The 26,879-nt window shown below is 72.8% G+C and carries 27 protein-coding genes; 16 read left to right on the forward strand and 11 right to left on the reverse strand.

Annotated elements, in window-relative coordinates; translation table 11 throughout:
- Positions 1 to 7: 7 nt before the first annotated feature.
- Positions 8 to 1,015 carry a GNAT family N-acetyltransferase gene (locus tag AB0J10_RS11940; RefSeq protein ID WP_363060416.1) on the reverse strand — a complete coding sequence of 336 codons (1,008 nt, stop codon included), beginning with the start codon at positions 1,013 to 1,015 and terminating at the stop codon, positions 8 to 10.
- A 139-nt stretch (positions 1,016 to 1,154) separates the two neighbouring features.
- Here AB0J10_RS11940 and fdxA point away from each other — a divergent pair, with 139 nt between their 5' ends.
- Positions 1,155 to 1,475 (forward strand): ferredoxin, encoded by a 321-nt coding sequence (fdxA, locus tag AB0J10_RS11945; RefSeq protein ID WP_168440532.1) that lies wholly within the window; start codon positions 1,155 to 1,157, stop codon positions 1,473 to 1,475.
- A gap of 162 nt (positions 1,476 to 1,637) precedes the next feature.
- Positions 1,638 to 2,735, forward strand: coding sequence for a succinyldiaminopimelate transaminase (gene dapC, locus AB0J10_RS11950; protein WP_363060418.1), 1,098 nt, complete (start codon positions 1,638 to 1,640; stop codon positions 2,733 to 2,735).
- Positions 2,736 to 3,004: 269 nt separating this feature from the next.
- On the opposite strand, the gene AB0J10_RS11955 is transcribed toward dapC, so the two are convergent.
- Both AB0J10_RS11955 and AB0J10_RS11960 read right to left on the reverse strand, forming a co-directional pair.
- The gene (locus AB0J10_RS11955) at positions 3,005 to 3,472 is read right to left on the reverse strand and encodes an ATP-binding protein (RefSeq protein WP_363060420.1); all 468 of its coding nucleotides are present in this window, start codon (positions 3,470 to 3,472) and stop codon (positions 3,005 to 3,007) included.
- Positions 3,473 to 3,987: 515 nt separating this feature from the next.
- Entirely contained in the window at positions 3,988 to 4,929 is a 942-nt protein-coding gene (locus AB0J10_RS11960; protein ID WP_363060422.1) for a hypothetical protein, read from the reverse strand.
- Between the two features lie 190 nt (positions 4,930 to 5,119).
- On the opposite strand from AB0J10_RS11960, the gene dapE reads away from it, so the two are divergent.
- A complete protein-coding gene (dapE, locus tag AB0J10_RS11965; RefSeq protein WP_363060424.1) occupies positions 5,120 to 6,199 on the forward strand; it encodes a succinyl-diaminopimelate desuccinylase in 1,080 nt (359 codons plus the stop codon).
- A gap of 211 nt (positions 6,200 to 6,410) precedes the next feature.
- Complete coding sequence (locus AB0J10_RS11970) at positions 6,411 to 7,190, forward strand: TIGR00730 family Rossman fold protein (RefSeq protein ID WP_269728522.1); 780 nt, start codon at positions 6,411 to 6,413, stop codon at positions 7,188 to 7,190.
- Between the two features lie 169 nt (positions 7,191 to 7,359).
- Here AB0J10_RS11970 and folP read toward each other — a convergent pair whose 3' ends face one another.
- A complete protein-coding gene (folP, locus tag AB0J10_RS11975; protein WP_363060426.1) occupies positions 7,360 to 8,232 on the reverse strand; it encodes a dihydropteroate synthase in 873 nt (290 codons plus the stop codon).
- Positions 8,233 to 8,343: 111 nt separating this feature from the next.
- Between folP and AB0J10_RS11980 the strand changes: the two genes are divergently transcribed.
- Both AB0J10_RS11980 and AB0J10_RS11985 read left to right on the forward strand, forming a co-directional pair.
- Entirely contained in the window at positions 8,344 to 8,835 is a 492-nt protein-coding gene (locus AB0J10_RS11980; protein WP_363060428.1) for a hypothetical protein, read from the forward strand.
- On the forward strand, positions 8,832 to 9,425 hold the full coding sequence (locus tag AB0J10_RS11985; RefSeq protein ID WP_363060430.1) for a DNA-3-methyladenine glycosylase I: 594 nt from the start codon (positions 8,832 to 8,834) through the stop codon (positions 9,423 to 9,425). The genes AB0J10_RS11980 and AB0J10_RS11985 overlap by 4 nt, the downstream gene beginning before the upstream one ends.
- Positions 9,426 to 9,495: 70 nt before the next feature.
- Here the strand turns inward: AB0J10_RS11985 and AB0J10_RS11990 are convergent, their stop codons facing one another.
- Positions 9,496 to 10,296 (reverse strand): enoyl-CoA hydratase-related protein, encoded by an 801-nt coding sequence (locus tag AB0J10_RS11990; RefSeq protein WP_363060432.1) that lies wholly within the window; start codon positions 10,294 to 10,296, stop codon positions 9,496 to 9,498.
- Positions 10,297 to 10,632: 336 nt separating this feature from the next.
- Between AB0J10_RS11990 and AB0J10_RS11995 the strand changes: the two genes are divergently transcribed.
- The gene (locus tag AB0J10_RS11995; protein ID WP_003966491.1) at positions 10,633 to 10,800 is read left to right on the forward strand and encodes a DUF3117 domain-containing protein; all 168 of its coding nucleotides are present in this window, start codon (positions 10,633 to 10,635) and stop codon (positions 10,798 to 10,800) included.
- Positions 10,801 to 10,985: 185 nt separating this feature from the next.
- On the opposite strand, the gene AB0J10_RS12000 is transcribed toward AB0J10_RS11995, so the two are convergent.
- Positions 10,986 to 11,651 carry an O-methyltransferase gene (locus AB0J10_RS12000; protein ID WP_269728518.1) on the reverse strand — a complete coding sequence of 222 codons (666 nt, stop codon included), beginning with the start codon at positions 11,649 to 11,651 and terminating at the stop codon, positions 10,986 to 10,988.
- A 140-nt stretch (positions 11,652 to 11,791) separates the two neighbouring features.
- Between AB0J10_RS12000 and sigE the strand changes: the two genes are divergently transcribed.
- The 5 genes from sigE (at position 11,792) to AB0J10_RS12025 (ending at position 16,850) form a co-directional block, all read left to right on the forward strand.
- On the forward strand, positions 11,792 to 12,553 hold the full coding sequence (gene sigE / locus AB0J10_RS12005) for an RNA polymerase sigma factor SigE (protein ID WP_363060435.1): 762 nt from the start codon (positions 11,792 to 11,794) through the stop codon (positions 12,551 to 12,553).
- Entirely contained in the window at positions 12,550 to 13,401 is an 852-nt protein-coding gene (locus AB0J10_RS12010; RefSeq protein WP_363060437.1) for a zf-HC2 domain-containing protein, read from the forward strand. The genes sigE and AB0J10_RS12010 overlap by 4 nt, the downstream gene beginning before the upstream one ends.
- A gap of 114 nt (positions 13,402 to 13,515) precedes the next feature.
- Entirely contained in the window at positions 13,516 to 15,504 is a 1,989-nt protein-coding gene (locus tag AB0J10_RS12015) for a trypsin-like peptidase domain-containing protein (protein ID WP_363060439.1), read from the forward strand.
- Positions 15,505 to 15,612: 108 nt separating this feature from the next.
- Positions 15,613 to 16,059: a sec-independent translocase gene (locus AB0J10_RS12020; RefSeq protein ID WP_363060441.1), complete on the forward strand. Its 447-nt coding sequence runs from the start codon at positions 15,613 to 15,615 to the stop codon at positions 16,057 to 16,059.
- Positions 16,060 to 16,187: 128 nt separating this feature from the next.
- On the forward strand, positions 16,188 to 16,850 hold the full coding sequence (locus tag AB0J10_RS12025) for a hypothetical protein (RefSeq protein WP_363060443.1): 663 nt from the start codon (positions 16,188 to 16,190) through the stop codon (positions 16,848 to 16,850).
- Between the two features lie 112 nt (positions 16,851 to 16,962).
- Here the strand turns inward: AB0J10_RS12025 and AB0J10_RS12030 are convergent, their stop codons facing one another.
- Entirely contained in the window at positions 16,963 to 18,096 is a 1,134-nt protein-coding gene (locus tag AB0J10_RS12030) for an Mrp/NBP35 family ATP-binding protein (protein WP_363060445.1), read from the reverse strand.
- 43 nt (positions 18,097 to 18,139) lie between these two features.
- On the reverse strand, positions 18,140 to 19,237 hold the full coding sequence (locus tag AB0J10_RS12035) for a CBS domain-containing protein (protein ID WP_363060447.1): 1,098 nt from the start codon (positions 19,235 to 19,237) through the stop codon (positions 18,140 to 18,142).
- A gap of 229 nt (positions 19,238 to 19,466) precedes the next feature.
- Here AB0J10_RS12035 and AB0J10_RS12040 point away from each other — a divergent pair, with 229 nt between their 5' ends.
- On the forward strand, positions 19,467 to 20,246 hold the full coding sequence (locus AB0J10_RS12040; RefSeq protein ID WP_363060449.1) for a hypothetical protein: 780 nt from the start codon (positions 19,467 to 19,469) through the stop codon (positions 20,244 to 20,246).
- A 414-nt stretch (positions 20,247 to 20,660) separates the two neighbouring features.
- Here AB0J10_RS12040 and AB0J10_RS12045 read toward each other — a convergent pair whose 3' ends face one another.
- Together AB0J10_RS12045 and AB0J10_RS12050 are read right to left on the reverse strand one after the other, a co-directional pair.
- On the reverse strand, positions 20,661 to 21,194 hold the full coding sequence (locus AB0J10_RS12045) for a hypothetical protein (protein ID WP_363060451.1): 534 nt from the start codon (positions 21,192 to 21,194) through the stop codon (positions 20,661 to 20,663).
- Positions 21,195 to 21,207: 13 nt separating this feature from the next.
- On the reverse strand, positions 21,208 to 22,323 hold the full coding sequence (locus AB0J10_RS12050; RefSeq protein ID WP_363060453.1) for a magnesium and cobalt transport protein CorA: 1,116 nt from the start codon (positions 22,321 to 22,323) through the stop codon (positions 21,208 to 21,210).
- A 421-nt stretch (positions 22,324 to 22,744) separates the two neighbouring features.
- Here AB0J10_RS12050 and AB0J10_RS12055 point away from each other — a divergent pair, with 421 nt between their 5' ends.
- Complete coding sequence (locus tag AB0J10_RS12055; protein WP_363060455.1) at positions 22,745 to 23,329, forward strand: suppressor of fused domain protein; 585 nt, start codon at positions 22,745 to 22,747, stop codon at positions 23,327 to 23,329.
- A 125-nt stretch (positions 23,330 to 23,454) separates the two neighbouring features.
- On the opposite strand, the gene AB0J10_RS12060 is transcribed toward AB0J10_RS12055, so the two are convergent.
- Positions 23,455 to 24,741, reverse strand: coding sequence for an MFS transporter (locus AB0J10_RS12060; protein ID WP_363060457.1), 1,287 nt, complete (start codon positions 24,739 to 24,741; stop codon positions 23,455 to 23,457).
- A gap of 173 nt (positions 24,742 to 24,914) precedes the next feature.
- Between AB0J10_RS12060 and AB0J10_RS12065 the strand changes: the two genes are divergently transcribed.
- A complete protein-coding gene (locus AB0J10_RS12065) occupies positions 24,915 to 25,553 on the forward strand; it encodes a DUF6758 family protein (protein WP_363060459.1) in 639 nt (212 codons plus the stop codon).
- A 316-nt stretch (positions 25,554 to 25,869) separates the two neighbouring features.
- Entirely contained in the window at positions 25,870 to 26,742 is an 873-nt protein-coding gene (locus tag AB0J10_RS12070; protein ID WP_363060461.1) for a PHP domain-containing protein, read from the forward strand.
- Positions 26,743 to 26,879: the final 137 nt, after the last annotated feature.

The raw sequence follows: 26,879 nt of genomic DNA on the forward strand, positions 1-26,879 counted from the left end.
TACCCGTTCAGGAAGATCGGGAGTATCGGAAGTGGTGGTAGAGGTGGTGGACGGTGAATCCCATCCCCTCGTACAGGGTCCGCGCCCGTTCGTTGTCCGACTCGACCTGGAGCCAGGCCGCCGAGGCCCCCTCGTCCAGCGCCCGCCGCGCCAGCGCCGCCATCACCGTCGTCGCGAGCCCCTGCCTGCGGCGCGCGGGGTCGACCTCCACTGCCATGAATCCGGCCCACCGTCCGTCGACCACACAGCGGCCGATCGCCGCAGGAACGTCGGATGTGCCGGGGACGGTGGCGAACCACACCGACGGGCCGCCACCCAGCACTTTCAGTACATGTGGACCCGGCACACCGAACCGCTGGTAGCGGTGTAGCCAGGGCTCGTCCACGGACCGGCTCAGCCGCACCCGCTCCACGTCCGCGTCCAGGTCACCGACCGGGGCCAGCCCGCCGACGCGCAGTTCGGCGCTCACCTCCCGTTCCCAGCCCCGCTCCGCCAGCCCGGCGCACAGCCCCTCCTGGGTCCCCTCGGCGCCGGTCGCGGTCTGGACGTAGGCCGGAAGACCACGTTCGGCGTACCAGTCCCGTACGTGCGCCAGGGCGGCGTCCAGGGGTATGCCCGGGTCGCCCAGCGGCAGCACCGAGTTCGCCCGGCGGGTGAAGCCGGACGCCGCGCGCAGCACCCAGTCGCCCAGCGGTTCGCTCTCCACCGGCGGCCAGGCGCGGGCCGAGACACGCGCGAGCTCCGCGAAGGACGCTGCGGGCGCGCCCCGTCGACGGGCCGGCGCGGCAGGGACGACCTTGCCCGCGACCAGCGATGATTCCGGGATACGGACGGTCTCCCCGGTCCTTCGTGTGATCAGCAGCACACCCCCGGTCCACGATGTGAGAACCCCGACGGCGTCGGTGAACTCCGCCGACCCGTCCGCCGGCTCGGCGCGCCGCCGCACCGACACACGTTTTCCCACGTCAGAGGGGGTGATGCGAACCTCCAGTCGTCCGCCTGCGGTGAATTCCACAGCTCAGTCCTCCCCTCCTGTTCGGATCATCCCCAGGAACGGAGATACTAGGTGCGGGCATCGACGACGCCGCGCTCCCGCGCAGCCCCGCGGCGAGCCGCAGACCGGACGCCGCGCCCTACCGAGGAGGAACGACAGCGTGACCTACGTCATCGCGCAGCCTTGTGTCGACGTCAAGGACAAGGCGTGCATCGAGGAGTGCCCCGTCGACTGCATCTACGAGGGCCGGCGGTCCTTGTACATCCACCCGGACGAATGCGTCGACTGTGGTGCCTGTGAGCCGGTCTGCCCGGTCGAGGCGATCTTCTACGAGGACGACACTCCCGAGGAGTGGAAGGACTACTACAAGGCGAACGTCGAGTTCTTCGACGAGCTCGGCTCGCCCGGTGGCGCCTCCAAGCTGGGCCTGATCGAGCGCGACCACCCCTTCATCGCCGCGCTGCCGCCGCAGAACGGCTGATCGCGAGTCCCCGGTCCCGTACGGTGCGTCAGCCGTACGGGGCCGCGGCGTCTGCGCCGCTACCCGAGGGCCCGGCGCGGGACGGCGCACAGCCATGAGCCGGCGGCCCGACCGGTCGCCGCCCGGTCGGCGGTCCGCCGCACGAACGAGAGAGTGAGCACCGTGACCGCCGTATCGTCCCGACTCCCCGTCTTCCCGTGGGACAAGCTGGAGCCGTACAAAGCGACCGCCGCGGCCCACCCGGACGGCATCGTCGACCTCTCCGTCGGCACACCCGTCGATCCGGTACCGGATCTGGTGCGGCGGGCCCTCGTCGAGGCCGCGGACTCGCCCGGCTATCCGACCGTGTGGGGAACGCCCGCGCTGAGGGACGCGCTGGTGTCGTGGTGCGAGCGGCGACTCGGGGCGGTGTCCTTCGCCCACACGAATGTGCTGCCGGTTGTGGGGTCCAAGGAACTCGTGGCCTGGCTCCCGACCCAGCTCGGCCTGGGCGCCGGGGACGAGGTGGCGTACCCCCGTCTGGCCTACCCGACCTACGAGGTCGGTGCGCGGCTCTGCGGGGCGGCCCCGGTCGTCTACGACGACCCGGTCGCCGATCTCGACCCGGCCGGGCTGAAGCTCCTGTGGCTGAACTCGCCGTCCAACCCGACCGGCCGGGTCCTCGCCAAGGACGAGCTGACCAGGATCGTGGCCTGGGCGCGCGAGCACGGGGTGCTCGTCTTCAGCGACGAGTGCTACCTGGAGCTGGGCTGGGAGGCGGAGCCCTTCTCGGTGCTGCACCCGGACGTCTGCGGCGGCACGTACGAGGGCATCGTCTCGGTCCACTCGCTGTCGAAGCGCTCCAACCTCGCGGGCTACCGGGCGGCCTTCGTCGCGGGCGACCCGACCGTCCTCGGCGAGCTGCTGAAGGTCCGCAAGCACGGCGGGATGATGACGCCCGCCCCGGTACAGGCGGCCACCGTCGCGGCACTCGGCGACGACACGCACGTCGCCGAGCAGCGGGCCCGTTACGCGACCCGGCGTCTCGCCCTGCGCGACGCCCTGCTGAAGCACGGCTTCCGTATCGAGCACAGCGAGGCGAGCCTCTATCTGTGGGCGACGCGGGACGAGCCGTGCTGGGACACGGTGGCGCACCTGGCCGAGCTGGGCGTCCTCGTCGCCCCCGGCGACTTCTACGGCGAGGCGGGGGAGCGCTTCGTACGGGTCGCCTTCACGGCGACCGACGAGCGGGTCCGGGCGGCGGTCAAGCGCCTCGGGTGAGGGTGGTGGACGGCCGCGGCGGACGCCTCCTCGGCGTAGGCGCGGCTCCGGGCCCGGCCCGCCGCGGCGGCGCGGGAAGGACGCAGTGGACCTCGTCGCCGGTTCCACCGGTGCCACCGGTCCCGCCGGACGACGTGACGGACGGGCTCCCCGTGACGCGACACGACGCGGCGCACGACCGGCGGCTTACCGGAGCGGCGTACGGAAAGGGCCCTCGGGTGACGACCTCCCGAGGGCCCTTCCAGGTGTGTCCGCAGGCTCCGGCCGGGTCAGAGGGGCAGACCCTGCACCGGCAGCTCGCCTGCCGGCAGCGCGGTGCCCGCGTCCGGGAGGCCGCCGCCGGCCGGCCCCTGGGCGGCGGTCAGACCCTGCGTGGCCGCGGAGCCTGCCGTCTCACCGAGGGCGCCGGCGGTGCTGCCCGCGGCCTGTCCGGCGGTCTCCTGCGCCGCCGGGAGGCCCGTCTCGGCCGCGCCGCCGACGGTGCCCGCGGCGGCCGGGAGCGTCGTGCCGACCACCCTGCCGCCTGCCTTGTTGGCCGTGTCGGCTGCCTCGCGGGCGGTGCCGTCGACGGTGGATCCGGCCGCGGCGCCGTCGAGCTGGGTCAGGCCGCCGTTGCCCAGGTCCTGGGTGGGGAGGTCCACGGCGCTCGCGGAGCCGGCCGCACCGACCACGGGAGCTGCCCCGGCTGCGACGAGCAGCGCGGCACGGGCGATCCGACGGGTCAGGGGGAGGGACATGATGCTCCTTCGACGAGAGAACGTTGGGGTGGTGACTGTGGTCCGTGTCCGGCGATCGGACGCACTGACAACTCCTCGGAGGGCGGGGAAGGTTGCGGTGGCGCAAGGTAAAGAGTTTGCAATGCATCGCATAATCGGCTGTGGACAAAAACGGGCGAACAATATGCCTGCGGACAGGCTGCCGAACCGTCACTTCCCTTGTTCCACAAGGAAATTGACGATCCGACCGGGATTCGTTCGGACGCTGCGCGAAAACTCCACGGCGATATGTGCCGCATAACTCGGGAGAGTGTCCGGTCGGACGGGTGCGCGACCGGAAAGGCCGCATCCGCCGGCGCCCGGCGTACCGGCGTTCCGCCGGGCCCGCCTCCTCACGGACGAGGGCCGGTCCCGCCGCGGCGGAACCGCGGTCCCCGAAGGGCCGGTCCCGCGGGGCCGGCGCCGCACCGGCGTAGTCGCCCGTTGCGCCGGTACGGGCCCGCACCGGCGCCCTCCCGGGGCGCGGTGGGCAGGGCTCAGCGGGCGAGCCGGATCCGCACCCCGGAGCCGTCCGGCCCGGCGGTGCGCCAGCCCTCGTCGGCCTCCTCCGCGCTCCAGACCTTCCCGGCGAACGAGACCTCGGAGATCCGCAGTTCCGCCGCCTTCGCCACCGCCCAGTGGGCCAGTTCCCAGCCGCGGCGTTCGGCGTCCCCGGTGTCCCGGGACGTCGAGACCACCGGAACCGTCAGTTCCGAGGACTGCGGGGCACCCGCCCTGCCCTGGCCGCCGGCCGCGGGCAGGATGCCCGCCCCGAAGGAACGCGCCAGCTCCGACCGGACCTTCGCCGGGTCGCCGGGCTTGGTGGAGGGTGCCGCCGTGCAGGTCAGGGAGGCCGAGGAGCGGCCGGTGAGCGCCGCGGAGAGCAGCGAGGCGTCCGGCTCGTGCTTGGCGTACGCCTGGGGGAAACCGCTGCGCTGGACGCGCTGGGCGGCGACCGTCAACGGCAGCCGCGAGTAGCCCGGCACCTCGGCGAGGTGGTCGTAGAACGCCCCGGCGGAGAACACCGGGTCGAGGATCTGCCGCGGGGTGCCCCAGCCCTGCGACGGCCGCTGCTGGAACAGACCGAGCGAGTCGCGGTCGCCGTGGCGGATGTTCCGCAGCGCGGATTCCTGGAGGGCCGTCGCCAGCGCGATGGTGACCGCTCGCTCCGGCATCCCCCGGGTCGTGCCGACGGCCGAGATCGTGGCCGCGTTGGCCGCCATCTCCGGGCTGAGCTCGTAGGACGCGCCGCCGCCCGCCCCGTCGCCCGGCCCGGGGCGGTCCGAGCCCTCGCCGCCGGAGCGGACGACACAGCGCGGCGCGCCGTCGCCGCTCACGTACTGCACGACGACGTACGCGACCAGGGCCAGCAGTACGGCGAACGCGGCCGCGAGGCGAAGGGGGCGGCCGCGCCGGGTGGGGGAGGCGGTCTTGGGCACGGCGCCCACCGTACTGGAGCCCCGTGAACGTCCGGGCCGGCACCTCGCACGGACTCCGGCACCGCGCACCCGGCTGGCCGCCCCACGCGGGCTCCGGCCACCGGGCCGGATCCGGGTGCCAGTGCGCCCCGGCCCCGGCGGCGCACCCGCGGGTCGGCAGGCGGACGAGGCGGGGCGCTAGGGTCGGGCCATGTCCGAAAGCGCGCTTGATCTCACCCTGGACGGCCCGGCACTCACCGCACAGCTTGTCGACTTCCCGTCGGTCAGCGGCGACGAGAAGCCCCTCGCCGACGCGATCGAGCGGGCGCTGCGCGCCCTGCCCCACCTCACCGTCGACCGGCACGGCAACAACGTGGTCGCCCGGACGGACCTGGGGCGGTCCGAACGCGTGGTCCTGGCCGGGCACATCGACACCGTGCCGATCGCGGACAACGTCCCCTCCCGGCTCGACGAGAACGGCGTCCTGTGGGGCTGCGGCACCTCGGACATGAAGTCGGGGGTCGCCGTCCAGCTGCGGATCGCCGCGACCGTGCCCGAGCCCAACCGCGACCTGACGTTCGTCTTCTACGACAACGAGGAGGTCGCCGCACATTTGAACGGTCTCGGACATATTGCTGACGCCCACCCCGACTGGCTGGAGGGCGATTTCGCCGTCCTTCTCGAGCCCTCCGACGCCCAGGTGGAGGGTGGCTGCCAGGGAACTCTGCGTGTCCATCTCCGTACGGCCGGGGAGCGCGCACACTCCGCCCGCAGCTGGATGGGGTCCAACGCCATCCACGCCGCCGGTCCGATCCTGGCCCGGCTCGCCGCCTACGAGCCGCGCCGCCCGGTGATCGACGGCCTGAGGTACCACGAGGGGCTCAACGCCGTCGGGATCGAGGGCGGTGTGGCGACGAACGTCATTCCCGACTCGTGCACCGTCGTGATCAACTACCGCTACGCCCCGGACCGGACCATGGCGGAGGCCGAGGCCCACGTCCGTGAGGTGTTCGCGGACTGCGACGTCGCCGAGTTCGTCGTCGACGACCACACCGGCGGGGCGCTGCCCGGCCTCTCGCACCCGGCCGCCGCCGCGTTCATGGAGGCCGTCGGCGGTACGGCACAGCCCAAGTTCGGCTGGACCGACGTGTCGCGCTTCAGCGCGCTGGGCGTCCCCGCGGTCAACTACGGCCCGGGTGACGCGCTCTTCGCCCACAAGCGGGACGAGCACGTGGCCGTCGACAGGATCACGCACTGTGAGGAGCGGCTGCGGCGGTGGCTCACCGCGTGACGGCCGTCGTGTGCCGTCACCGTCCGGACCGAGGGCGGGCCGCCCCGCGACGTCACCGTGCGGATCGTGCGACGACGACCGCTCCGTGACGATCACCGGATGAACCGCCACAGCCTGACTTCCTCGTATCCGACCTCCGGAATTTCGCTCTTGTCCATCTCCGGCGACCTACCCTGACCTGGAACGTGCACCACGGTGGAGGGAGCAGGTCATGGGCAGTCCCGAGGAAGCACGGCCGGAGGAGCAGCGGCTGGGTCCGGTGGTGCGCCGCAGGGATCAGATCCAGCCCGGCACCACGGACCAGCGCCTGCTGGACACCGAGGGCGATTCGCAGTGGGTGCACACCGATCCGTGGCGGGTCATGCGCATCCAGTCGGAGTTCGTCGAGGGCTTCGGCGCCCTGGCCGAACTGCCCAGCGCCATCAGCGTCTTCGGTTCCGCCAGGACCGCTCCCGGCACCCCCGAGTACGACGCCGCCGTACGGATCGGCAGGGCCCTGGTCGACGCCGGATTCGCCGTGATCACCGGAGGCGGGCCGGGGGCGATGGAGGCCGCCAACCGCGGTGCGCGGGAGGCGGGCGGCATCTCGGTCGGGCTGGGTATCGAGCTGCCCTTCGAGCAGGGCCTCAATCCGCACGTCGACATCGGCGTGAACTTCCGCTACTTCTTCGTCCGCAAGACGATGTTCGTCAAGTACGCGCAGGGCTTCGTGGTCATGCCGGGCGGTTTCGGGACGCTCGACGAACTGTTCGAGGCGCTCACGCTCGTCCAGACCGGGAAGGTGACCCGCTTTCCCGTCGTGCTCTTCGGGTCGCGGTACTGGTCCGGTCTGGTCGACTGGCTGCGCGGCACGGTCGTCGCCGAGGGCAAGGCGTCCGCACGCGACCTGCTGCTCTTCCACGTCACGGACGACGTGGACGAGGCGGTCGCCCTGGTGACCAAGGAGACCGGTCCGCCGCCGCCGATCCCGTACGAGGGCTACGAGGCCTGAGCCGGCGTGGGGCGCGGTCCGCTGCGGAGCCCCGGCGGCGCGGGCGCCACCGGGTCCCGGCGGACGGCCGTCCCGGTCCGGTCCGGGGCGGCGGACCGCCACGGCGGTCCGCCGCCGGGTCCCGGGCGGCCGGGGTTCCGGTCAGGCGGCGGTCCCGGCCGGCCCGGTCCTACGCGAGTCCCCGGCGGGCGACCGCCGGGGGGCGGTGCCCGGCGATCGACGACACCATGTCCAGCACCTGACGGGTCTCCGCCACCTCGTGCACCCGGTACACCCGCGCACCGAGCCAGGCCGACACCGCGGTCGTCGCCAGCGTGCCGATCACCCGCTCCTTGACCGGGCGGTCCAGGGTCTCGCCGACGAAGTCCTTGTTCGACAGGGAGACCAGCACCGGCCAGCCCGTCTCCACCATCTCGCCGAGCCTGCGGGTGGCCTCCAGCGAGTGACGGGTGTTCTTCCCGAAGTCGTGGCCCGGGTCGATGAGGATCCCGTCCCGGCGCACACCGAGCTGGAGCGCCCGCTCCGCCAGCCCGTTCGTCACCCGCAGGATGTCTTCCATCACGTCGTCGTACGCGATCCGGTGCGGCCGCGTCCGCGGCTCGGACCCGCCCGCGTGCGTGCAGACCAGGCCCGCCCCGTACCTGGCGGCCACCTCCGCCAGTGCGGGATCCACCCCGCCCCAGGCGTCGTTCAGCAGGTCGGCACCCGCCTCGCAGACCGCGGCCGCCACGTCGTGCCGCCAGGTGTCGACGCTGATCACCACGTCCGGGAAGCGCCTGCGCACCTCGGCGACGAAGCCGACCGTGCGGCGCGCCTCCTCCTCGGCGGTCACCTCCTCACCGGGCCCGGCCTTCACACCGCCGATGTCGATGATGGCGGCACCCTCGGACACCGCCTGCTCGACACGGGTCAGGGCCGGCTCGTCGCGGAACGTGGCGCCCTGGTCGTAGAAGGAGTCGGGAGTCCGGTTCACGATCGCCATGATTACCGGCTCGTGCGCGCCGAACACGCGCCGCCCCAGCCGCAGAGTCCCGTCGTGCATCCCCTGCATCCGCTGTTTCCTCCTCGCGATCGGTCGCCTGCGACCTTAACCGTCGGTGGCGCATGGCACGATCGGCAGCGGACGGTTTCCTGCTCCGGGGAGAGGCGCGCTGTGTTCTGGTTCTTGCTGATCGCGATGGTCGTGGTCGTCGCCGCGGTCACCCTGGCGGTGGTCGGCGGCGGTGACAAGGCGGTGCTTCCGGAGGTGGCGCCCGAGCGGCTGGTGGACCCGCTGCCGCTGACGCGTCCCGTGGGCCGTGCCGACCTCGAGGCGCTGCGCCTGCCCGTGACGGCGCGGGGCTACCGGATGCTCGACGTCGACGAGGTCCTCGGACGGCTCGGCGCGGAGCTCGCCGAGCGGGACGCGCGGATCGCCGAGCTGGAGTCCGCGCTGGCCGGCCGGCAGGCGACGGCGGTCAGCCCGGCCGGACTCTTCGACGATCGGCCCGGGGACGTGCCGGGGGAGCGGACGGGGTCCTTCGAGAAGGCCGGCGAGGACCGCCCGGCCGCGGAGGACGGCGACGGAGAGCCGGACGTCCGGGAGGCCCCGCCGGGGGTTCCCGGTGAGGACACCGGCCGGGGCGACGGGGAGCAGCCGCGATGAGCGGCGGCGCCGTGGCCGGCCCGGACGGGCGCCTGCGCTGCCCCTGGGGGCTGTCCACCGAGGACTACGTCAGGTACCACGACGAGGAGTGGGGCCGTCCCGTCCGCGGGGACGACGCGCTGTTCGAGCGGCTCGCGCTGGAGGCGTTCCAGTCGGGGCTCTCCTGGATCACCGTCCTGCGCCGCCGCGAGGGCTTCCGGGAGGCGTTCGCCGGCTTCCGGATCGCCTCGGTCGCGGCGTTCACCGACGCCGACGCGGAGCGCCTGCTCGCCGACGCGGGCATCATCCGCAACCGCGCCAAGATCGAGGCGACCATCGCCAACGCCCGGGTGCTGGCCGACTGGGCTGAGGGCGAGCTCGACGCCCTGATCTGGTCGTACGCGCCGGACCGGGCCGTCCGTCCGGTGCCGCGCACGCTCGCGGACGTCCCGGCGGTCACGGACGAGTCCACCGCTCTCTCCAAGGACCTGAAGAAGCGCGGTCTGCGCTTCATCGGCCCCACGACGGCATACGCGCTCATGCAGGCCTGCGGTCTGGTCGACGACCATCTCGCGGACTGCGTGGCGCGCGGGGGCCGGGGCGCCGGCTGACCGCGCCCCGGGCCACGGCCGGCGGCCCACCGGCCGGTGCCGAGGCGGCACCGGCCGGTGGTGTGCGGGCTCAGCGGCCCACGTACTTCGGCTTCTCCTTGGCGATGAAGGCCTGAACCGCGATCGCGTGGTCCTCCGAGGCACCGGCCCCGGTCTGGAGTTCGTCCTCCTTCTCCAGCGTCTCGCCCAGCGTGTGGCCCGCCCCGTACGCGAGGGACTCCTTGATCGCGGCGTAGGCGAGCGTGGGGCCGTCGGCCAGGGCGCGGGCGACCGCCGCGGCCTCGGCCGCCAGGTCGTCGGCCGGTACGAGCCTGTTCACGATGCCCAGGTCGAAGGCCTCCTGCGCGGAGATCGACCGGGGGAAGAGCAGCAGGTCGGCGGCCCTGCTGGGGCCGATCAGCCGGGGCAGCGTCCAGGAGACGCCGGAGTCCGCCGTCAGCGCGACACCGGCGAAGGACGTCGTGAACTTGGCGGTGTCCGCGACGACGCGGTAGTCCGCGGCCAGGGCGAAGCCCATGCCGGCACCCGCGGCGACGCCGTTCACGCCCGCCACCACCGGCTTCGGCATACCGGTGATCGCCCGGACGATCGGGTTGTAGTGGTCGCGCACGGTGCTCATCGTGTGGCCGTTGCCCGACTCCCGGTCGGAGGCCAGCAGCGAGATGTGCTCCTTGAGGTCCTGGCCGACACAGAACGCGCGGCCCGTCGCCGTCAGCAGGACCGCGCGTACGCCGGCGTCCGCTCCGGCCGCCTGCAGGGCGTCCCGGAGGGCGACCTTGGCCTCGACGTTCATCGCGTTCATGGCCTCGGGCCGGTTGATCGTGATCGTCGCGAGTCCGTCGCTCACCTCGTACAGCACCGTGTCGGCCATGTCGGGGTCCCCTTCGCACCTCGGGCAGTGATGTCGAGCCCAGCATGGCGGAGATCGCCGGGGCCGACCTACGCCCCGGTATGTGACCTGCGTCAAAGAATTCCCCGGCCCCGGCTCGGTGCGCTGGTCTCGGACGGGGGCGAAGTATCGCAGGCGGATCCCCGAATTGGGTGGTTTTGCGAAAGCGCGTTGCGCAAGCGATGCCGACCGATGTTGGTCATCGGGTCCTGCGATGCGGGATAATGGCTGGGAAGCAATGTGTTCGATGCCGGTGACGTGTGCCCACCCAGGGGGCCGTCGGCTGACGATGAGCTGGTTTCAGGAAGGGGAACGAGCATGGCGGCCATGAAGCCGCGGACGGGCGACGGCCCGCTCGAGGTGACCAAGGAGGGGCGGGGCATCGTCATGCGCGTTCCGCTCGAAGGCGGCGGTCGGCTCGTCGTCGAGCTGACTCCGGACGAGGCCGACGCCCTTGGCGATGCCCTCAAGAAGGTCGTCGGCTGACGCGGAAGCGCCCACACCTTTCTGTACTGCCCCGGCACGGCACCTCGCCGCGCCGGGGCAGTGCCGTTCCAGGTGGTCCGCCTGCCCGTCTCCGCGCGTCTCACGGGTGGGTGCCCGTCCTGCCGGCGGTCGCCCGGCGTCCCGTGCCCGGAGTGTTCGACGGACCCGTGCCGGTGGCGGGGCCGTCAGCCGCGGCGCACCGCGCAGAGCAGTCCGTCGCCCACCGGGAGCAGCGAGGGCAGCAGCTCCTGGCTCTCCCGCACCGTGCGCAGCAGCTCGCGCACGCGCAGCACCTCGCCGGGCTGGGCCGCCGAATCGACCGTTCGGCCGTCCGCGAAGACGCCCTCGAAGCACACCAGCCCTCCAGGCCGCAGCAGGCGCAACGATTCAGCTAGACAGTCCAGGGACTCCAGCCGGTCGCCGTCACAGAAGACGAGGTCGTACCCGCCGTCCGCGAGCCGGGGCAGTACGTCGAGGGCGCGGCCGGGGATGAAGCGGGCCCGGTTTCCGGCGAAGCCGGCGGCACGAAAGGCCTCGCGCGCGAACTGCTGGCGCTCCGGCTCGGGGTCGACCGTGGTCAGCACGCCGTCCGGTCGCATGCCCTGGAGCAGGTAGATACCGGAGACGCCGGTGCCGGTGCCGATCTCCGCCACCGCCTTGGCGTCCGCCGTCGCGGCCAGCAGACGCAGGGCCGAGCCCGTGCCGGGCGACACCGAGGGCAGCCCCGCCTCCCGGGCCCGGTCACGGGCCCAGCGCAGTGCATCGTCCTCGGCGACAAAGGCGTCGGCGAACGCCCAGCTCGTCTGCCGGTTGGCGGTAATGACCCTCTCCTGTCCCCGTAGTTGGCGCAACCGAGACTGTATCCGCTGCGCACGGGAACCCGCAGATGGGACCGGGCGTTATGGAAAGAGCGGGAAAGGCGCGGGATGAATCGCACCCGTTCCCAAATTCGCGTAAAGATTCTTATCCGGAGCTAACGGGCGAGGTGGCTATGGTAGGGGCTCCACTGGACACCACCAGAGCCGACAGGGGAGGTGCGGCTGCGCCTGTGGACCGGAGAGGGGTGCTGAGGCGCCTTCTCGGGTCGGCGGGTGAGCCGAAATCCGTGACCGACACTGCTGACGCCCGTTCCGGCCAGGCCGACTCCGTACCCACCGCGACGTTCGCACCGGATGCGGAATCGCAGGTGTGGACCCCTCCCTCGTGGGAGGACATCGTCAGCACGCACAGCGGCCGCGTCTACCGCCTCGCCTACCGTCTGACCGGGAACCAGCACGACGCCGAGGACCTCACCCAGGAGGTCTTCGTCCGTGTCTTCCGTTCCCTGTCGACCTACACGCCGGGCACGTTCGAGGGCTGGCTGCACCGCATCACGACGAACCTGTTCCTGGACATGGTCCGCCGCAAGCAGCGCATCCGCTTCGACGCACTGGGTGACGACGCGGCCGAGCGGCTGCCCAGCCGGGAGCCGTCCCCGCAGCAGGTCTTCAACGACACCCACTTCGACGCCGACGTCCAGCAGGCGCTGGACACCCTGGCCCCCGAGTTCCGCGCCGCCGTGGTGCTCTGCGACATCGAGGGACTGTCGTACGAGGAGATCGCCGCCACGCTCGGCGTCAAGCTCGGCACCGTCCGCAGCCGGATCCACCGCGGCCGCTCCCACCTGCGCAAGGCCCTGCGGCACCGCTCTCCCGAGGCGCGTGCCGAGCAGCGCTCCCTCGCGGGAGTGGCCGGGGAGGGCGGGACGGCGTGAGCGGCACAAGTCCGACCCCTGCGGAGCAGCACCTGGGGGACCGGCTCGCTGCCCTGGTCGACGGCGAGCTCAAACACGACGCGCGCGAGCGCGTCCTGGCCCATCTCGCGACCTGCCCCAAGTGCAAGGCCGAGGCCGACGCACAGCGCCGGTTGAAGAGCGTCTTCGCCGCGGCCGCACCACCGCCGCCGTCCGAGGGCCTTCTCGCACGGCTCCAGGGGCTGCCCGCGGGGCCGCCCGGAGGTGATGACGACGGGCGGGGAGGTCCTCATCGCCGGGGACGTCCCGGCGATGGCGTCTTCGGAGTGACCTCGGAAGGCTTCGGGTACGTCCCGGGCGGCCTCGGTCTGCCCGACGGCGGACCGGGCTCCGGGTTCCGCATCCACGACGTGGCGCGCCAGGAGGCCGAGCGCTCGCCGTGGCGCGGCCGGAGGTTCGCCTTCGCCGCGGCCAGCGCGGTGTCGTTCGCCGCGATCGCGCTGGGCGGGTCGCTGCCGCTCACCGCCACGGGCGACGCCTCCGCCCGCGGGGACAACCGCGGCAACAACGTGACTCCCCTGCGCACGGCCACGACCGGCGCGGGCACGGAGGTCAACCGGAGACGGGGCGGCGGCGGGACGGGCGTGACCGGGATCAGCAGCACCCCCGTGGTGGCGGTGGCTCCGCAGACCCTGGTCCGGACGCGGCCGCCGTCCCCTTCCTTCGTGGCGTCGTCGCTGCTCGCCGGTGGTGCCGCGCCGCCGGCGGTGCGGCCGACCGACTCGGCGTTCCAGCTGGCCACGGCTCCCGGGCCCAGCGCCTCCGCGTCCCCGCAGCCCAGCCGGTTCGCCGCCCCGCCCAGGCGCTGATACGGAGGCCCGCTCCGGGAGGCCGGGCGCACTGTAGGACGCCATCCGTAAACCTGGTTGAATCCAGGGGACGGTGCCCGGCGGGGCACACGGAGCGGCAGTTGCGGGGAGAGCATGGAGAACGGGAAGCCGACGGGTCCCAAGCCGAAGTGGTGGAGCCGTCCGGCCCACCCCGAGCCCTCGTCGCCCGTCGACACGGTCCCCTCGGCGGCGGAGCCCGCGGCCGGGGCGGTCGCGGCGGGCGCCCCGGGCAGTGACGACCGGCTGTCCGCCGGGTCGGGAGCTCTCGTGGACGACCGGCCGGAGTACCCGCTTCCCGCGCCCGCCCCCCTCGCGCCCGCGGCGCAGCAGGCGCCGGTACCCGGCCGCCCCGGCAGCGTGCCGGCCGAGCCCGGGGCCGACGAGGCTCCGGCCGCCGCGCAGCCCCTCGGCCGGACGCGCGGCCAGGACGGCCTGCCCCCGGAGCCCGCGCCTGAGGGCATCCGCGCGAGCGTGCCCGCCGTCGCGCACGACGCGGACTCCTCTGCCGAGATGCCCGCCGTCGACAAGGGTGCCGACACCTGGGGAAGCGTGCCGGCCGTCGCGCACGACGCGGACCCCCGCCGGGACGGCGACAGGACCGCCCCGTACTCCCAGCCGCTCCAGGACTCCGCACCCGGCCCGGCCGCTGGGGCCCCGCACCCGGCCGAGTTCCCCGCGGCCGGGCGTCCGGACGCGGACGCCGGGCCCCTGCACGAGCCGGACGAGTACCGCACACCGCCGTACGGCGGCCCCGGACCGTGGGCTCCGGCGCCGCCGGTGCAGCACCCCAACGGAGCCGGCGGCGCGCCGTCGCGGTACCCGGCCGGCAGTGGCCACCCGGGTTCCGCGGCGGCTCCCGTCGCGCCCGCACCGCACGCCGCCCCCGTGCCGGAGCAGTGGCGGCAGTACGACCCCTGGGGTGCCCCCGGCGGGGCCCTGATCCGGACCGGTGAGCCGCCGAGGCGGAAGTCCCGGCGTGGCATGGCCTTCGCCGGGGCGCTGATCTTCGCGCTGCTCGCCGGAGTCCTCGGCGGCGGCGTGGGAGCGTACCTGGAACGCAACGGCGGTATCACCACCGTCGAACTGCCGCAGGCGGGACCGGAGGGCACCGACCGCGCGCCCGACAGCATCGCCGGGATCGCCGCCAGCGCCCTTCCCGGTGTGGTGACGCTGCACGTCAGCGGAGGCGGTGAGCAGGGCACCGGCACCGGCTTCGTGCTGGACGCGCAGGGGCACATCCTCACGAACAACCACGTGGTCTCCCCGGCGGGCAGCTCCGGCGACATCTCCGTCACGTTCAGCGGCGGCGAGACGGCCCGGGCCACCCTCGTCGGCAAGGACAGCGGCTACGACCTCGCCGTCGTCAAGGTCAGGGGGGTCTCCGGCCTCAAACCGCTGCCGCTGGGCAACTCCGACAACGTCCGGGTCGGTGACCCGGTCGTGGCCATCGGTGCCCCGTTCGACCTCCAGAACACCGTGACCGCCGGAATCATCAGCGCCAAGGAGCGCCCGATCACCGCCGGCGGGGAGAAGGGCGACGGCAGCGACATCAGCTACGTCGACGCCCTGCAGACCGACGCACCGATAAACCCCGGGAACTCCGGCGGACCGCTCGTCGACTCCAGGGCCCGGGTCATCGGTATCAACAGCGCCATCCGCGCCGCGGACAACGGCTCCGGCCCCGACGTCGGCTCCGGGCAGGCCGGCTCGATCGGTCTCGGCTTCGCCATCCCCATCAACCAGGGCAAGCGGGTCGCCGAGGAGCTGATCAACACCGGAAAGGCCACCCACCCGGTGATCGGCGTCAGCCTCGACATGGAGTACTCGGGGGACGGCGCGCGCGTCGCCGAGAAGGGCAAGGACGGTGCCCCGTCCGTCACCGCGGGCGGCCCCGCGGCCAAGGCCGGTATCCGCCCGGGCGACGTCATCACCAAGGTCGACGGCCAGCGGGTGCACAGCGGCGAGGAGCTCATCGTCAAGATCCGTGCGCACCGGCCCGGCGACCGGCTGGAACTGACGGTGCTCCGTGACGGCAAGGAGCGGTCGAGGGCGGTGACGCTCGGTTCGTCGACCGGCACGTGACGGACATCCCGAAGGTACCGTCGGGACAGATTTGCCGGGTAACGTGGAGCCGGCCCCGCTCGTCCCAGCGCTGCGGGCACGGAGAACGAGAACACGAGGAGCAGCAAGGTGTTCAACGACATAGGCGCACTCGAGCTCGTGACGCTCGTCGTCCTCGCCGTGCTGGTCTTCGGCCCGGACAAGCTGCCCAAGGTCATCCAGGACGTCTCGCGCTTCATCCGCAAGATCCGCGAATTCTCCGACAACGCGAAGCACGACATCCGCAGCGAACTGGGCCCGGAATTCAAGGACTTCGAGTTCGAGGACCTGAATCCCAAGGCCTTCATCCGGAAGCAGCTCTCCGACAACGAGGACCTCAGGGAGATCCGCAGCAGCTTCGACCTCAAGAAGGAGATCAACGAGGTCGCGGACGCCGTGAACGGCAAGGAGCCCGACAGCCCGGTGCGTGCCGCCGTCGGCGGCACGCCGGACGCGGGGGCGACGCCGGATCTCCTCAAGAAGCGCGAAAGGCCCGATCAGGGCGAGCGGCCGCCCTTCGACGCAGACGCCACCTGAGGCCCCCTACCGCCGTCAATCCCAACGAGTCGGTGACGGGTGGCTATCCTCCATCTGTCCGGGATCGAGGACGCCCGCGGGGGGCGGGCCGTTCCGGACCTCGCTGACCTAAGGAGGCGGCCGGGTAGATGGAGACGACGAGTCGGGTAGGGGCGCAGGATCCGCCCAGCAGTTCCACCGCTGAGGGGGTGCCCGCAGCCCGGCGTACCGTCGACGGTTATCTGCGCGCGCCCTTCCCCTGGTACGGCCTGGACGAGGCCTTCACCGGTCCGCGCTGGCTGATGCAGGTCGGTACGGCCGCCGACGGCTCGGTGCAGCACGGCTCCATGGGGCACGGCGACGAGCCGTCGATAAAATCCGACGCCACCGGCGCGGAGAAGGAACGCTTCGCCGTGGTCGTCACCGTCGCGTCGAGCCCGATGCGGCACACCGGTGACGGTACGGGCGTCCTGGACGCCACGACCGTGTCCTCGGCCGCCTGGCTGGCCGGCTCGGGCCTGCTGGCCTGCACCTGGCCGGCACAGCTCGACCACACCCTGCGGGACGACTGGCTGGACCAGCAGACGGAGACCGCCTTCGAGCTCGCGGACGACCTCACCGGGCCCGCCTGGTCGGAGCTGTCCCTGCCGGTGGACGGGGTGCCCGTGCCGTTCCACTACCGCGAGTCCGAGTTCGGCTGGGTGCTCGCCGGTTCGACCGGGAACGGGGTGCACATCGGGGCCTACGGGCGGGGCATGAGCGCGTATGGGCTCGGCTTCTGCGTGGTGCAGGACCTCGCGGCGTACGCGTAGACCGCGCGGGCCGTGCCGGGCCGCCGCCCGGGACGACGACTGCCCACAACCCCGCGGGGTCGTGGGCAGTCCCGTGCCGCCGCCGGAGGACGGCCTCAAGACCTGTCGCGGCTCAGAACTTGTTGCGCGGGGTGATACCGAGGGACATGCCCGACAGACCGCGCTGACGGCCGCCGAGCTTGCCCGCGATGGACCGCAGGGCGGAACCGGCGGGGGAGTCGGGGTCGGTGAGGACGACGGGCTTGCCCTCGTCGCCGCCCTCCCGGAGCCGTACGTCGATGGGGATCTGGCCGAGCACCGGCACCTGGGCGCCCGTGGTCTTCGTCAGTCCGTCGGCGACCACCTGGCCGCCGCCCGTGCCGAAGACATCGACCATCTCGTCGCAGTGCGGGCAGGGCAGCCCCGACATGTTCTCGACGACACCCACGATCTTCTGGTGGGTCTGCACGGCGATGGAGCCGGCCCGCTCCGCGACCTCCGCCGCGGCCTGCTGCGGCGTGGTGACGACCAGGATCTCGGCGTTGGGCACCAGCTGGGCCACGGAGATCGCGATGTCGCCAGTGCCCGGCGGCAGGTCGAGCAGCAGCACGTCCAGGTCGCCCCAGTAGACGTCCGCCAGGAACTGCTGCAGCGCGCGGTGCAGCATCGGGCCGCGCCAGACGACCGGTGCGTTGCCAGGGGTGAACATGCCGATGGAGATGACCTTCACGCCGTTCGCGGACGGCGGCATGATCATGTTCTCGACCTGGGTGGGACGGCCGTCCGCACCGAGCATGCGGGGCACGCTGTGGCCGTAGATGTCGGCGTCGACGACACCGACCTTCAGCCCGTCGGCGGCCATGGCCGCGGCCAGGTTCACGGTCACGGACGACTTGCCCACTCCGCCCTTCCCGGAGGCGACCGCGTAGACGCGCGTCAGCGAGCCCGGCTTGGCGAACGGCACCTCGCGCTCGGCGGTCGTGCCGCGCAGCGAGGCCGCGAGTTCGCGGCGCTGCTCGTCGCTCATCACGTCCAGGGAGACGTCGACGCCGGTGACTCCCTCGACTCCCGCGACGGCGTCCGTGACGCGCCGGGTGATGGTCTCGCGCATCGGGCAGCCGGAGACGGTGAGGTAGACCGTGACGGCGACCGCGCCGTCGGATCCGATCTCCACCGACTTGACCATGCCGAGATCCGTGATCGGCTTGTTGATCTCGGGGTCGTTCACCGTCGCCAGCGCGTCGCGCACCGCGTCTTCCGTAACCATACGCACGATGGTACGGCGCGGGATCCGGCCCCGGGGGCCCCCGTCAGCGGTCGCCTTCGTCACGTCCGCCGGGATGCCCCGACGGGAACAGCGCGGCCGTCGCGGGCGGTCGCGCCGGATCCCGGCCGGCGCCGCTCCCGGCCGCTCCCGGCTCCCCGGCGGGGTCCGGCATTCCGTACTCGGCCTCCCGCCAGTGGTCGGGCAGCAGATGGTCCAGTACGGCGTCGACGGTGACCGCGCCCAGCAAGGCCCCGTCGTCGTCCACCACAGGGGCCGCGACCAGGTCGTAGGCGGTCAGACAGCAGCTGACCGCCGGCAGCGGGGTGTCCGGGTGGAGCGGGGGCAGCCCGGCGTCGACGAGGGGCGCGACCGGCGTGCCCGGTGCGCTGCGCAGCAGCCGCTGGACGGGCACCGTGCCCAGGTACGGGCCCGTGGGCGGCTCGCCGGGCGGCCCGCAGACGTACACCTGGGCCGCCAGCGCCTGGATCAAATCCCGCTCCCCGAGCCGGGCCAGGGCGTCCGCGACGGTGGCCTCCGGCGGCACCACGACCGGCTCGGTCCTCATCAGGGCCCCTGCCGTGCGCTCCCGCTCGTCCTCGTCCTCCGCGTCCTCCCCGGAGCTCGGGCGAGCCACCACCGGGGACGCCGCCGGGGGCTCCTCGGGCGGAAGGCCGCTCAGCGCCGACCAGTCGACCGTCAGCGCCTCACCGCGGTGCCGTGCGGTCCCGCCCCGGTCGCGGTGCGCGCAGATCCGGTCGGCCTCCCAGTGCCCGCGGGCCGGGTGCCGGTGCACCTCGACGTCCAGGACCGTGACCTGCTCGCCCGAGTCCGCGAGCCGCACCCGCCGGTCGAGAAGCTGGCCGAGGACGAGCCGCTCGTCCGGCCGCAGGCCGAAACGGCGCATGCTCACGGGGCCGGACAGCGTGACCTGGCCGGACTCGAGGCCGGTGGCCCGGGAGACGGGCACGAAGACGGGGCCGTGCCCGAGCACGTCGACGACCAGACCCACCAGCCGTGGCGGACGGTCGGCCCGGAGGGTGGCCACGAGGTCGCGCACACGCCCGACCGGGCCGCCGTCGGGACCGAAGACCGGGACCCCGGCGAGATGCGAGAGGAAGATCCGAGGGCCGTCCACCGTCATGCTCAGCGCCTCCTCCGCTGCCGCGGCGGGGCACCTGGGCAGACCGCCGGGTTCGTACGGGGAGCGAAACGGATTGCTCCGAAATGGCATCGTTCAACGGCTTCAGGCTAGCCCGTACCGATCCGCGGCGCTGTCGCCGGAGGCCCGGACGACTGCCCTCCGGAAAGCCCTCCGACCCCGGGTACGCTGCGGTCTGCCACCCCCCACGCGTATGAGAGGCAGTGTGCTCGTGACCGCTCTCCCCCCGGGTCCGGCAGCCCCTGTGCGCCGGGCCGCGCTCCCCGTCGCACTGTGCGCGGCGCTGGCCACGGCCCTCACCGGGTGCGGCGAGGACCCGGACGCGGGGACGAACGGCGTCGGGAAGCTGGAGGCGACCGCCATCGAGAAGAAGGCCAAGGCGGCGGCCGACGCGGCGGACGCCGTGCGGGTGGCGGGCACCCTGGTGTCCAAGGGCGGCACCTACAAGCTGAACATGCGGCTGAAGAAGTCCGGCGGGGTGGGCTCGGTGACCTCGAAGAACTCCACCTTCGAGCTGCTGCGGGTCGAGGACGCCCTCTTCCTGAAGGCCGACGCGGGCTTCTGGGTGCATGCGGACTCCGACGGCAAGGGCGACGACGCGGAGCCGAGCAAGGAGGACGAGGCCGCTGCCGAGAAGCTGGACGACAAGTACGTCAAGGTGCCCGAGGACGACCCGGCCTACAAGCAGCTGCGCGGCTTCACCGACATGAACGTCCTGCTCGACGGGCTGCTGGGCCTCCACGGCAAGCTCAGCAAGGGCGACCGCGGCACCATCGGCGGGGTCCGCACGATCGAGATCATGGGCGGCGAGGGCAACGGAGGGACGCTCGCGGTCTCACTCGAGGGCAAGCCCTATCCCCTCCAACTGGACCGGGCGGGCGACGCGGGCGTCCTCACACTGGGGGAGTGGGGCCAGGACTTCCCGCTGGAGGCCCCCGCCAGGGAAGAGACGGTGGACTACGGCCGCCAGCTCCCGCGCGCGAACGACTAGGGCGTGTTGCGAGAGTAGTTCGTCCGTCCGCAGGGCGGGGCGTGCGGCGTCCGGTGCGCGCGATCGCAAGGCGGAGGATCATCCTCGTACCGGACGCGCTCGGATGACTCCGGCAACGCGGCGTGGGGGTACCTCCCGTGCCGAAGGGCTACGGGGGAGTGCGCGCCGGGCGTCGCGTGCCAGGAGGGACCTTCGCAACGCGCCCTTGCCCGGGGCGCCTGATCCGCACCGGTGCCGGAGGCGGACGTCGCCGACCGCGGTGCGCGGTGGTCCCCGGGGCCGGTAAGTCAACGGCGACCATGGTCCGGGGCTCGCGGCGGTGCCCAGCCGCGCCGCACGGCGGTGGCCGCGGTTCCCGGATCGGCGGGTCCCGGTGGTGGGCAACCGCCGCCGGGGCCCGCGGCCGGTACGACCTCAGTGGCGCTTGCGGCCGCGGCGGAGGAGCCGGGGCAGGGCGGCCGGGGCGGGCCGACGGGTCGTGGCCGGGGTGGGCAGCGGCACGGCGGCCAGCGAGTCCTCGGGGTGGTCCGTGCTGGACCGGCGCGGCTCCAGCCGCAGCACCCGGCACTCGCGGCCCCAGCGCTCGGTCATCCGCTCGCCGTCCGGGGCGTTGAGCCGCTTGCCCTTCAGCTCGCCGACGGCCGCGGCCCAGGCCTCGGAACCCGGCGCCAGCTCGGTCACCGCGGCGGTCCACGAGACCAGCCGGCCGCCCTTGTCCTTGCTGCGCACGGTGACCTCGGCGGTGGACCCGTCGGCCAGTCCGGGCAACGGCTGCTCGCCCGGCCCGTCGCCGACGACATGGGCCGCGCCGTCGTGCCACACATGCCACAGCGCCCGGTCCGGGCCGCTGCCACGCACCCAGATCAGACCGGACTTCTTGGTGGCCTCCTCCACGAGGGCCTGCCCGAGCAGGGGGTCCTCGGCGGGGCGGGCGGAAGCTTCGCTCATGCCCCGCAGCCTATTAGAGCCAGCCGTTGCGCTTCAGCGTGCGGTGGATGGCGAGACAGACCCCGACGATGCCGAGGAGCACCATGGGGTAGCCGTACCGCCAGTGGAGTTCGGGCATGTGGTCGAAGTTCATGCCGTAGATCCCGCAGACCGCGGTCGGGACGGCGATGATCGCGGCCCAGGACGTGATCTTGCGCATGTCCTCGTTCTGGGCGACGGTCGCCTGAGCCAGATTGGCCTGCAGGATCGAGTTCAGCAGCTCGTCGAAGCCGATGACCTGTTCCTGCACCCGGGCCAGGTGGTCGGCGACGTCGCGGAAGTACTTCTGGATGTCCGGGTCGACCAGCCGCATCGGGCGCTCGCTCAGCAACTGCATGGGCCGCAGCAACGGGGTCACGGCCCGCTTGAACTCCAGCACCTCACGCTTGAGCTGGTAGATCCGCCCGGTGTCGGTGCCCCGGGTGCTGCCCTTCGAAGGCGCCGAGAACACGTCGATCTCGATCTCGTCGATGTCGACCTGTACGGCGTCCGCGACCGCGATGTAGCCGTCCACGACATGGTCGGCGATGGCGTGGAGCACCGCGGAGGGGCCCTTGGCGAGCAGCTCGGGTTCGTCCTGCAGCCGATGGCGGAGGTTGCGCAGGGAGCCCTGGCCGCCGTGCCGGACCGTGATCACGAAGTCGGGGCCGGTGAAGCACATCACCTCGCCGGTCTCGACGACCTCGCTGGTCGGCGTCAGCTCGGTGTGGTCCACGTAGTGGACGGTCTTGAAGACCGTGAACAGGGTGTCGTCGTACCGCTCCAACTTGGGCCGCTGGTGCGCGTGCACGGCGTCCTCGACGGCCAGCGGGTGGAGGCCGAACTCGGCGGCGATGCCGGAGAACTCCTCCTCCGTCGGCTCGTGCAGGCCGATCCAGGCGAAGCCGCCGCCCTCACGCACCCGCAGCATCGCCTCGCGCGGGGTGAGGCAGCCGGTGTTCTCGAGGCGCTTGCCGTCGCGGTAGACGGCGCAGTCCACGACGGCGGTGGACGCTGAGGGGTCACGGGTGGCGTCGTACGCGCTGTACGGGCCGATGCTCTTGCGCAGGGCGGGGCGGACGGCTTGACGCAGGTCACGGATCATCGACATGGCAGGCTCCTTCACGGAGAGGCCGCCGGTGCGGGGCGTGGCACAGCCCGGAATGAGGACGTGTCTCGATACGTCCGCAAAGCGGGCGGCACCGCGGGACGCGGTGACGGCGTTCGCTACAGACAGTCAGGCAGGGGAGTCGTGCTCTTCCGTCATGCGCGGTGCCATGGAACTGACGGTGCGGGAAGCCCTCAGCGGAAAGAGAGGGGGAGTCGCGCGGAAGAGCGGTTGGTACTGCACGGTCGACTTCGATCCATCGCAGCCCCACCTCCTCCGGCCGGTCCCCCGTGGGGGAAGACGTGTCGTCGGGATCCGAGAGCCATGCTTCCGCATGTTGTCCCGAGCAGGCGGCCAAGCCTATCAGCCGACTGAGGGCCAATCCCTTCCTTTGCCCGTTCCTGATGCGATCTATGCTCGCGGGATGGGAGAAGTTCTTGCTCTGGTCGAGGCGCGGCTGCGCAGCGCGCTGGGTGAACCTGACGCCCGCGCCGCGGTGACCTTTCTCGGTACGGACCGGATCGAGGTGCTCCGGTTCGTCGACGGGGACGTCGTCCGCTACGCCACGCTCGGCATGTCGGCCCAGCCGATGACCGACCCCCGGGACACCCTGGCCGATCCGCTGAAGGGGCCGCGCGCGGAGCTCGTCCTCTCGGTGCGCGCCGGGTCGGCCGACACCGACAAGGTGCTGCGGCCGCTCGCCGTTCTGGCCTCCACTCCGCAGGTGGAAGGGGTGATCGTGGCCCCCGGCAACTCCATGGACGTGGGCCAGCCGCTGTGGCCGGGCGCCCCGTTCACCTCGGTGCTGGTCGCCGAGTCCGGCGGCCTGGTGGAGGATCTCGAACTCGGCGACCCCATGGAGCCGGTCCGGTTTCTGCCGCTGCTGCCGATGACCCCGAACGAGGCCGCGTGGAAGCGGGTGCACGGTGCGGGGAAGCTCCAGGAGCGGTGGCTGACGCACGGCACGGACCTCCGCGATCCACTGCGGAAGCCCGTGCCCCTGACGTGACGTCGGCTGTCGTGGGCGATGTGTGAAGTGACGCATCTCATGGGCGGGTCGGCCGATGCTGCGGAGTCGGCCGAGTCGCACCCACCCCGTCGTAGCGGCCGGGCCGCCGGGGAGCGGGGCCGGGCTCAGTCGGCGAGGGCCGCCGCGCCGTCCCTGGGCACGTGGACCGGTGCGGCCCCGGCGGTCTCGGGGGCGAGCGCTGTCCGCCGGACCCGGACGGTCACCGCTCCGCACACCGCCGCGGCGCCGGCGACGACGAACGGCCCATGGACGTTCGTCCACTCCGCGATCTTCGGCGCCAGGAACGGGGCGGCCGCCGCCGCGAACCAGCGGACGAAGTTGTAGCCGGCGCCGGCCACCGGACGCGGGGCGTCGGACACCCCGAGTGCCAGTTCGGTGAAGACGGTGTTGTTCACCCCGATCAGCGCGCCGGACAGGATCGTGCAGACGACGGCGGTGGTGCGGTCGCCGTATCCGAGTACCGCCACGTCCGCGCCGAGCAGCAGCAGTGAACCGGTCAGCACCCTCAGCGAGCCGTGACGGGCCTGCAGCCGCGGTGCGATCACGACCGAGAAGACCGCGAGCAGCGCTCCCCAGGCGAAGAAGACCGCCCCCGACCGGTAGGGCGACATCTCCAGGACGAACGGGGTGAAGGCCAGCACCGTGAAGAAGGCGTAGTTGTGGAAGAAGGCCGCTGCGGCGGCGGACGCGAGCCCGCCGTGACTCAGCGCGCGCAGCGGATCGAGCAGCGACGTCCTCGCGGACGGCCTCGGCTGCTCGTGGAGGAAGACGGCGATGCAGAGGAAGCCGAGCGCCATCAGGGCGGCGGTCCCGAAGAACGGGTAGCGCCAACTGACGTCGCCCAGCACGGCGCCGACCAGCGGCCCGCATGCCATGCCGAGTCCGAGCGCCGATTCGTACAGCAGGATCGCCGCGGTGCTCCCGCCCGACGCCGCGCCGACGATGACGGCGAGTGAGGTCGAGACGAAGAGGGCGTTCCCGAGGCCCCATCCGGCTCGGAAGCCGACGAGTTCGCCGACCGAGTCCGAGGCGCCGGAGAGCGCCGCGAAGACGACGACCAGCGCCAGGCCCGCGAGGAGCGTCCTGCGCCCGCCGATCCTGCTGGACACGAAGCCGGTGACGAGCATCGCGACAGCGGTGATCAGGAAGTACGAGGTGAACAGCAGTGAGACCTGACTCGCCGTGGCGTCCAGGCCCTTGGCGATGGACGGCAGGATCGGGTCCACCAGGCCGATGCCCATGAAGGCGACGACGGACGCGCCCGCGGTGGCCCAGACGGCCTTCGGCTGACGCAGGATGCCTCGCGCTCCGGCCGGCGGTCCCTGGTCGCCGCCGGCTGCGGCCCGTCCGGCCGTGCCGGTCGTTCCGGTGAACGGATGCTCTGCTCGCATGGGCGCTCCTCCGCTTCTCCCGTTCAGGTCGTTGCCGTATACAGACAATAAATTAGCGAGACTAATTAATGCAAGATGCATGCACTTCTCCCTGCTGAGGGCGGGTGAAACCGCCGTGCGGGACGGGTGATCGTCCTTGACGCGGCGCCGGACGGGTAGCACCGTTGAGCGCTATGAGGGGCGAACCCAGTTGCCCGAAGTGCGGTGGCCGGGTCAGGGCGCCCGGTCTCTTCGCCGACACGTGGCAGTGCGATGTGCACGGTTCCGTGTATCCGCTGCAGCCCGTGATCCCGCCGAGCGTCGAGGCCCTCAGTGTGGTGGTGGCCCGGGCCCAGGTGCCCGTGTGGATGCCGTGGCCGCTCCCGGTCGGCTGGCTGTTCACCGGCGTCGCGTACGCCGGCGACGACCGCAGCGGCGGGCGGGCCACGGCCGTGGCCTGCTCGGGCCCCGGACCGCTGGGTGGTGTGGGGGAGTTGCTGCTCGTCGCCGAGGAACTCGGGGTCGGCCTGGGTGCCCGCTTCGCCGGGATCGACGGGCCGGACCCGGGTCCGCACATGACCGTCGACACCTCGCCCCAGGCCAAGGTGCTCGCGGCGGGCCGACCGACGCCGCTCTGGCACGTCAACGACGCCCCGGAGGACCGCGCGGTGTTCGCGGGCGAGGCGCGGGGGCTCTGGCTGTGGGCGATCGTCTGGCCCGAGTCGACCGGGCTGCTGATGTACGACGAGCTGATACTGACGGATCTGCGGGACGCCGGCCAGGAACTCGAACTGCTGCCCTGCGGGGCGCTGTCGCCGCGCCTGCTGATGTGACGGCGGGCCGTCCGTGCCCTGGGCCCGCGCGACCGGGTGCGCCGACGGGGTCGGACCCGGCCGGGCGTGCCCCGGTCCCGGTGATCCGGGGCCGGACGGGGCCCGGAGCAGGAGCCGGTGTGTGCGGGCCCGGCATGCGTCCGCGACCGGGGTGGGTGTCCGGGGCCGCCACGGGGCCTTCCGTGAGTTCGGCCCGGTACCCGGCGTGCGCACTGCCCGTGAGGGGTTTCACGTGACGAGCCGGTCGGGGCGGTGCTCGGGGCCCCGTTACGATTGAGCGTCAGCCCGTCCGTCCCGAGCCCTGGAGTCCCGCGTCGTGCGCATCGACCTGCACACCCACTCCACGGCCTCCGACGGGACGGACACCCCGGCCGAGCTGGTTCGCGGAGCGGCGGCCGCCGGACTCGACGTCGTGGCGCTCACCGACCACGACACCGTGGGCGGTCATGCCGAGGCGATCGCCGCGCTGCCCGAGGGACTGACCCTCGTCACCGGTGCGGAGCTGTCCTGCCGGACCGGTGGTGTGGGCCTGCACATGCTGGCGTACCTCTTCGATCCCGAGGAACCCGAGCTGGCGCGCGAGCGCGAGCTGGTGCGGGACGACCGGGTGCCGCGCGCCAGGGCCATGGTCGGCAGGCTCCGGGAGCTGGGTGTGCCGGTCACCTGGGAGCATGTCTCCCGGATAGCCGGCGACGGCTCGGTCGGCAGACCGCACGTCGCCGCCGCGCTCGTCGAACTCGGCGTCGTCCCCGACGTGTCCGCGGCCTTCACGCCCGACTGGCTCGCGAACGGCGGCCGTGCCTACGTGGAGAAGCACGAACTCGACCCGTTCGAGGCCGTCCGGCTGGTGAAGGCGGCCGGCGGGGTCACGGTCCTCGCCCACCCGCTCGCAGTGAAGCGCGGCGAGGTCGTGTCCGAGGACGTCATCGCCCGGCTGGCCGCGGCCGGTCTCGACGGCATCGAGGTCGACCACATGGACCACGACGAGCCGACTCGGGCCAGGCTGCGCGGACTTGCCGCCGAACTCGGTCTGCTGCCCACCGGCTCCAGCGACTACCACGGCAGCCGCAAGACCTGCCTGCTCGGCGACTTCACCACGGACCCGGAGGTCTACGGCGAGATCACCCGCCGTGCCACCGGCGCGTTCCCGGTCCCTGGTACGGGCGGAGCGCCCCGCCGCCAGGTCTGACCGCCGCACTCGGTCCCGGTCCCGCCCCGGGGCTCGCCGCGCCTGTCCCGCGTCCGTCGCCCGAGCCGTCGTGCGACACGTATGCGCGCTCCTCGCGCACGGACCCAGCGGCCCCCCGCTCGTCCACCACTCCAGTT

The sequence above is a fragment of the Streptomyces sp. NPDC049887 genome (assembly GCF_040656535.1).
Taxonomy (GTDB): domain Bacteria; phylum Actinomycetota; class Actinomycetes; order Streptomycetales; family Streptomycetaceae; genus Streptomyces.